Raw genomic sequence first — 2,774 nt, 5'->3', positions numbered from 1 at the left:
CTTGTTGATCGTCTCGATCATGTGCACGGGGATGCGGATGGTGCGGGCCTGGTCGGCGATCGAGCGGGTGATCGCCTGCCGGATCCACCACGTGGCGTAGGTCGAGAACTTGTAGCCGCGACGGTACTCGAACTTGTCGACCGCCTTCATCAGGCCGATGTTGCCTTCCTGGATCAGGTCGAGGAACTGCAGGCCGCGGTTGGTGTACTTCTTGGCAATCGAGATCACGAGACGGAGGTTGGCTTCCACCATCTCCTTCTTGGCCTGGCGAGCTTCGCGCTCGCCCTTCTGCACGGAGTGCACGATCTTGCGGAACTCGACGATCTCGAGGCCGGTCAGCGCGGCGAGCTGATGGACCTCGTGACGAAGGTCCTTGATGCGGTCCTTCTCGTGGTGGACGAAGTTCTTCCAGCCCTTGGCCGACAGCTTCGAGACGCGGTTGAGCCAGCGCGGATCGAGCTCCGAGCCGGTGTAGTTGCGCAGGAAATCCTCGCGCGCGACGCCGTGGCTGTCGGCGAGGCGCATCAGGCGTCCCTCATGCGAGACGAGGCGCTTGTTGATGTCGTAGAGCTGCTCGACGAGCGAGTCGATACGCGCCTGGTTGAGGCGCAGCGACTTCACCTCGACGATGATCTCGTCCTTGAGCTTGCGGTACTTGCGTTCCTGGTGCGGCGAGAGCGAGGGACCGTGCGAGGTGCTCTCGAGCTGGTTCTGGATGTCCTGCTCCTGAAGCTTGCGCAGCTTCTTGTAGCTCTCGGCGATCTTGTCGAAGATCTCGACGACCTTGGGCTTGAGCTCGGCCTCGATCGCCGCAAGCGACATCTGGTTCTCGAACTCGTCGTCCTCGTCCATGTCGGCTTCGGCGGCGGCCTCGCCCGGATCCTTCTCGGCCTCGGCGCCGTTGCCGGGGGCAGGCGCGGCGCGGAACGGGGTCGGCGCCGGTGGTGCCGCGGGCGGGGCGACATGCGCGGGCGCGCCGCCGGTCACTGCCACCGCTTCGCCGCCCTCGGCCGTGGCCTCGCCGTTCTCTCCAGCGGGACCGCCGATCATCGCGGTGTTCATGCCGCCCTTGGCTTCGGGGCCGGCATAGGTCGCTTCGAGATCGATGATGTCGCGGAGGAAGATCTTGCCTTCGTTGAGCTCGTCGCGCCAGATGATGATGGCCTGGAAGCTCAGCGGGCTTTCGCACAGACCTGCGATCATCGCCTCGCGGCCGGCCTCGATGCGCTTGGCGATCGCGATTTCGCCTTCGCGGGACAGCAGCTCGACGGTGCCCATCTCGCGCAGATACATGCGCACGGGATCGTCGGTGCGCTCGCCAGGCTCGCTCTTCTTGACCTCGGTGACGGCCTTCTGGGTGACCTCGACGAGCTCGTTGTCGGTCTCGTCCTCGCCGCCCTCGTCCTTGTCTTCCTCGCCTTCGCTATCGTCGGCTTCGGTGACGTTGATGCCCATGTCCGAGAGCATGGACATGATGTCCTCGATCTGCTCGGGCGAGGTCTGGTCGGACGGCAGGACTTCGTTGAGCTGATCGAAGGTCACGAAGCCGCGCTTCTTGGCCTGCTTGATCATCTTCTTCACGGCTGCGTCGGACAGATCGAGCAACGGCGAGGGCGCGTCCTGGGAATCCTTCTCGGGAGCATCCGCTGCCTTGTCGTCTTTTTCCTTGTCCTTCGCCTGCAGCGTCTTTGCCTTGGTGGCCATCCATTGCTCCTAAACGCGTTTCACACAGACGTTCGCCGCGCCTGCCTGAAATCACTTGAACCTGTTGCTCGACGCTCTCGCTTCGTCAGCTCTCGACACGGAAAGGGCGGCGCGCACTTCTCTCGCCACCCCCAACTTTCTCTCGCCGGAATTGCCTAACGCTTCGTGAGCCTCTTTGTCGCAGCGGATGCAGGTGTAGTGCCAACAGTGTTCGCGCGGATTCATTCCTGACGCGTCTGTTCTGCCTGCGGCCGCCTCTGGGCCAAAGTGCTACAAGACCGTTAAGCCTCGATTAACCCTGTTTTTGCCGCCAAACCATGGATTTGGCGAGTCTTTTAGCGGTTCCGGCCCCGGCCGTCCGCATGATTCTTTCATCACACGCTCTTCTGGAGCCGACCCGACAGCTCGCCAAAACCCTCGATCAGGGCCTCGGTGCCGTCGACTTCGCCTATCCGAGCCTTGACGTCACGCAGCCACGCCAAATTGGCCTCGCTGGGGTCCTCCCCCAAGGCCAGCTCGGCGTCCTTCAACTCCCTAAGTAGTGAATGCCATTGCCGATGCAAGGCAACCAGCTGGTGCCAAGTGGAGAGAACGTCGTCCCTCGCCGCGCCTTCGCGCGCGCCCCATACCGCCTGGGTCGTGATGCCATTCTCAACCCTTTGAAGAAGCTGAGAAAATCCTCCCTTTTCGATGTCGGCCCGCATCTTCTCGGCCTGCTCGCCGGGGTCCGGTGAGTGATGATGGTCGTTGGCGAAGGCGGCGATGATGCCGGCCCGCAGCTTGTGGGCCTCGGGATGGGCCAGCTCCAGGGCGGCGACCTCCTCGAGGTGCTCATGCAGCAGCCAGGGGTGGTTGATCAGGCACTGCAGGATCAGCGCCTCCCGGCGGGAGATGGCGCTGCGCTGTCCCTTCATGATCGGGCTTGTCGCAAGCTGGGGGCTCGCCGCCTGGTAGGGGCCGGAGGGTAGCGGGGTGGGGCCGGACGCGCCGCGGAACCCCTGACCGCCGAATCGATTCGCCTGCCCGCCGCCCCGCGGCTGGAACGGCCGGCCGCCCTGACCGGGGCGGAA

Annotated in this window: 1 protein-coding gene and 1 pseudogene; both read right to left on the bottom strand. The window is 64.1% G+C overall.

Features of this window, described 5'->3' with window-relative positions; genetic code table 11:
• Positions 1-1,704 (bottom strand): RNA polymerase sigma factor RpoD (rpoD, locus tag AC1D00_RS35070; RefSeq protein ID WP_477013831.1); only part of this gene is annotated, 1,704 nt, incomplete at its 3' end.
• 374 nt (positions 1,705-2,078) lie between these two features.
• A pseudogene (locus AC1D00_RS35065) lies at positions 2,079-2,774 on the bottom strand (DNA primase); the annotation flags it as partial.

It is taken from the genome of Bradyrhizobium sp. P2_E8 (assembly GCF_056403875.1).
Note: the sequence above shows the minus strand (reverse complement) of the source record. Positions and strands in the feature narration are given on the sequence as shown.